This window comes from Agromyces binzhouensis (assembly GCF_004135055.1).
GTDB classification, from domain to species: Bacteria; Actinomycetota; Actinomycetes; order Actinomycetales; family Microbacteriaceae; genus Agromyces; species Agromyces binzhouensis.
Map to the genome: position 1 here is coordinate 1 of NZ_SDPL01000265.1, position 4,357 is coordinate 4,357.

The 4,357-nt window shown below is 72.9% G+C and carries 4 protein-coding genes; all 4 read left to right on the forward strand.

The annotated features are described in order from the left end of the window. The first annotated feature begins 169 nt into the window (after positions 1 to 169). Positions 170 to 1,213, forward strand: a complete 1,044-nt coding sequence (argC, locus tag ESO86_RS12175; RefSeq protein ID WP_129235271.1) for an N-acetyl-gamma-glutamyl-phosphate reductase — start codon at positions 170 to 172, stop codon at positions 1,211 to 1,213. Further along, positions 1,210 to 2,367: a bifunctional glutamate N-acetyltransferase/amino-acid acetyltransferase ArgJ gene (argJ, locus tag ESO86_RS12180; RefSeq protein ID WP_129235272.1), complete on the forward strand. Its 1,158-nt coding sequence runs from the start codon at positions 1,210 to 1,212 to the stop codon at positions 2,365 to 2,367. Before argC ends, argJ begins: the two co-directional genes overlap by 4 nt. Positions 2,368 to 2,384: 17 nt before the next feature. Then, entirely contained in the window at positions 2,385 to 3,344 is a 960-nt protein-coding gene (argB, locus tag ESO86_RS12185) for an acetylglutamate kinase (RefSeq protein ID WP_129235273.1), read from the forward strand. Next, a partial coding sequence (locus tag ESO86_RS12190; RefSeq protein WP_277985227.1) for an acetylornithine transaminase occupies positions 3,341 to 4,357 on the forward strand: 1,017 nt, incomplete at its 3' end. The genes argB and ESO86_RS12190, both read left to right, overlap by 4 nt.

Here is a 4,357-nt window from a genome sequence, read left to right on the forward strand (position 1 = left end):
TCCACCCCCCGGCCCGCCCAGACCGCACGCGTCGCGCGTGCCGTCGTGCTGCGCGGCCGACGCCGGGGCGAGCGCCGAATCCAGGCGACTCCCGCGGCGGCCTGAGCCTGCCGCCCTGGGCGTCGCCGGAGCCGTCATCCCCGATCGTTCAGCCCATAAGGTGGATTCCATGACGTTTACCGTCGCCGTCTCCGGCGCGTCCGGCTATGCGGGCGGGGAGCTGCTGCGCCTCCTCGCCGACCATCCCGAGTTCGACGTGCGGACCGTGACCGCGCACTCGAACGCCGGCCAGCCGCTCACCGCGGTTCAGCCGCACCTGCGCAGTTACACGCACCTCACCCTGAAGGAGACCTCGGCGGAGACCCTCTCCGGCCACGACGTCGTCTTCCTCGCCCTCCCGCACGGCGCGTCGGGTGCGATCGCGGCCCGACTGCCCGCCGAGACCCTCGTGATCGACTGCGGCGCCGATCACCGACTCGAGGACGCCGGCGACTGGGCGGCGTTCTACGGCGGGGAGTTCCACGGCGCGTGGGAGTACGGCGTGCCCGAACTGCCCCGGCTGTCGGGTACGCAGCGCACCAGGCTCGCGCGCACCCGGCGCGTCGCCGCGCCCGGCTGCAACGCCTCGACGGTCGCGCTCTCGCTCGCCCCGGGCATCCGGGCCGGCGTCATCGAGGACGCCGACCTCGTCTCGGTGCTCGCCGTCGGGCCGTCGGGGGCCGGGCGCGCGCTGAAGGCGCACCTCCTGGGGTCGGAGATCCTCGGCTCCGCGAACCCGTATGCCGTCGGCGGCACGCATCGCCACATCCCGGAGATCCAGCAGGCACTGCGCTGGGCCGGCGCGGCTGCGCCGACCATCTCGTTCACTCCCGTGATCGTCCCGATGTCGCGTGGCATCCTCGCTACCTCGACCGCGCGGGTCGTCCCGGGAACGGATGCCTCCGAGGTCCGGGCGGCCTGGGAGGACGCGTACGCGGCGGAGCCGTTCGTGCAGGTCCTGCCCGAGGGGCAGTTCCCGCGGACGGCCGACGTGCTCGGCGCGAACACGGCCCTCATCGGCCTCGCGGTCGACGCGGCGGCCGGCCGCGTGGTCGTCGTGACCGCGGTCGACAACCTCGTGAAGGGCACGGCCGGTGCCGCCATCCAATCCGCCAACATCGCGCTCGGCCTCGCCGAGGCGACCGGACTTCCCGTGAACGGAGTCGCACCGTGAGCGTGACCGCACCCCAGGGATTCGACGCCGCCGGCATCGCGGCCGGCATCAAGCGCTCGGGCGCCCTCGACCTCGCCGTCGTCGTCAATCGCGGCCCGCTGCAGGCGGGTGCCGCCGTCTTCACCTCGAACCGGGCGAAGGCGAACCCGATCCTCTGGTCCGAGCAGGTCGTCCAGGACGGCACGGTCGCCGCGATCGTGCTGAACTCCGGCGGCGCGAACTGCTTCACGGGGCCCGAGGGCTTCCAGGTCACGCACCGCACGGCGGAGGCTGCGGCATCCGCGCTCGGCGTCTCGGCCGGCGACGTGCTGGTGTGCTCGACCGGGCTCATCGGCGAACAGCTCGACGGCGAGGTGCTCGAGGAGGGCGTCCTCTCCGCGACGAACCGCCTCGCCGGCGACGAGGCCGCCGGCGCCGATGCGGCGCGCGCGATCATGACGACCGACTCGACGCCGAAGACGGTCGAGGTCGTCGTCGACGGATGGCGCATCGGCGGCATGGCGAAGGGCGCGGGCATGCTCGCACCGGGCCTCGCGACCATGCTCGTCGTGCTCACGACCGACGCGGTCATCGACTCGGCGGGGCTCGACGCGGCGCTCCGGCGCGCGACGCGCGTGACCTTCGACCGGCTCGACTCCGACGGCTGCATGTCGACGAACGACCAGGTCACGCTGCTCGCGTCCGGCGCCTCGGGCGTCGAGCCCGACCCCGAGACGTTCACCGAGGCGCTGACGACCGCGTGCCGCGATCTCGCCCTGCAGCTCCAGGCCGATGCCGAGGGCGCGAGCCACGACATCGCGATCGAGGTCCGCGGCGCCGTCACCGAGGACGACGCGGTCGAGGTGGGGCGCTCGGTCGCCCGGAACAACCTCTTCAAGGCCGCGATCTTCGGCAACGACCCGAACTGGGGGCGCGTGCTCGCGGCGATCGGCACCACGTCGGCGCCGTTCGATCCCTACCTCGTCGACGTCACGATGAACGGCGTCCGCGTCTGCCACGCCGGCCGGCCCGATCGCCCGCGCGACGACGTGGACCTCACCCCGCGCGCGACGAGCGTGCTCATCGAGCTGCACGCGGGCGAGGCATCCGCCACGATCTGGACCAGCGACCTCACGCACGACTACGTGCACGAGAACAGCGCGTACTCGAGTTGAACATGAGCGAGGAGCAGATGACGTCAGACGCGGACGCGTCCGATGCGGCCGCGACCGGCGACGTGCGCGGTGACGCGGCGACCGCCGCGCGGAAGGCCGAGACCCTCATCGAGGCCCTGCCGTGGTTGAAGCGATTCCACGGCGAGACGATCGTCGTGAAGTTCGGCGGCAACGCCATGGTGAGCCCCGAGCTGCAGCGCGCGTTCGCGGAGGACATGGTGTACCTGCGCTACGCCGGCATCCGTCCGGTCGTCGTGCACGGCGGCGGACCGCAGATCTCGTCGATGCTCGACCGACTCGGCATCCCGAGCGAGTTCCGCGGCGGCTACCGCGTGACGACCCCCGAGACGATGGACGTGGTCCGGATGGTGCTGTCGGGCCAGGTGAACCGCGAGCTCGTCAGCCTCATCAACGAGCACGGCCCGCTCGCGGCCGGCCTCTCGGGGGAGGACGCGGGCCTGTTCCGCGGCCGCCGTCGCGGTGCGGTCGTCGACGGCGTCGAGGTCGACCTCGGACTCGTCGGCGACGTCGTCGAGGTCGACCCTGAGGGCGTGCACGCGCAGGTCGATGCCGGCCGCATCCCGGTCGTGTCGTCGATCGCGCCCGATCTCGACCAGCCCGGCCAGTCGCTCAACGTGAACGCCGACTCGGCCGCCGCGTCGCTCGCGGTCGCGCTGGGCGCGGCGAAGCTCGTCATCCTGACCGACGTCGCGGGGCTCTACCGCGACTGGCCGAACCGCAACTCGCTCGTCTCCGAGATCGACGTCGCGGAGCTGGAGGCGCTGCTGCCGTCGCTCGAGTCGGGGATGATCCCGAAGATGACCGCGTGCCTCGAGGCGGTCGCCGGCGGCGTGCCCAAGGCCGCGATCATCGACGGCCGCGTCCCGCACTCGATCCTGCTCGAGATCTTCACGCAGCAGGGCATCGGCACCGAGGTGGTCCGGGGTGCGACGGATGCCGCGGGGGTGGCCTCGTGACGGACGCGCACGACTGGCGCGAGCACTACTCGCGCCGCATGATGAAGACGCTCGGTACGCCCCTCGCCAAGCTCGAGCGCGGCGAGGGCGCCTGGGTGCAGGACGACGCGGGCACCTGGTACCTCGACTTCCTCGCCGGCATCGCCGTGAACTCCCTCGGGCACGGGCACCCCGTCTTCGTCGAGGCCGTCTCGCAGCAGGCGGCGAAGCTCGCGCACGTGTCGAACTACTTCGCGACCGAGCCGGCGCTCGCGCTCGCCGACCGGCTCACGCGACTGTCCGGTGCGGGGGAGACGGGCCGCGTGTGGTTCGGCAACTCCGGCGCGGAGGCGAACGAGGCCGCGTTCAAGCTGGCCCGCCTCAACAACTCCGGAGGCGCGCGCACGCGCGTGCTCGCGCTCGTGGACGCGTTCCACGGCCGGACCATGGGGTCGCTCGCGCTGACCGGCAAGCCCGCGATGCGCGACGCGTTCGAACCGCTCCCCGGCGGGGTCACCCATATCCCCTCGACGATCGAGGCGCTCGAGGTCGAACTCGACGAGTCCGTCGCGGCGCTGGTCCTCGAACCCATCAAGGGCGAGGCCGGGGTGCTCGAGCTGCCCGAGGGCTACCTGCAGGCCGCGAGGGAGCTCACGCGCCGGCACGGCGCGCTCCTCATCATCGACGAGGTGCAGACCGGCGCCGGCCGCACGGGCGAGTGGTTCGCCTTCCAGCACGCCGGGATCCTGCCCGACGCGATCACGGTCGCCAAGGGCATGGGCGGCGGCATCCCGATCGGCGGGCTCGTGACCTTCGCGCACGCCTCCGACCTCTTCTCGCGAGGCCAGCACGGCTCCACCTACGGGGGCAATCCGCTCTCCACCGCGGTCGCGAACGCCGTCCTGTCGGAGATCGAGCGCGCCGGTCTCGTCGAGAACGCCGCGCGCCGCGGTTCCGAGCTCCGCGAGCGCGTGCTCGGCCTCGGCTCGCCGCTCGTCGCGGGGATGCGCGGCCGCGGGCTCCTCGCCGGCGTC

Excerpts from the sequence above, each read along its gene's own strand:
- argC (WP_129235271.1), top strand. The coding sequence starts at position 170 with ATGACGTTTACCGTCGCCGTCTCCGGCGCGTCCGGCTATGCGGGCGGG.
- argB (WP_129235273.1), top strand. The coding sequence starts at position 2,385 with ATGACGTCAGACGCGGACGCGTCCGATGCGGCCGCGACCGGCGACGTG.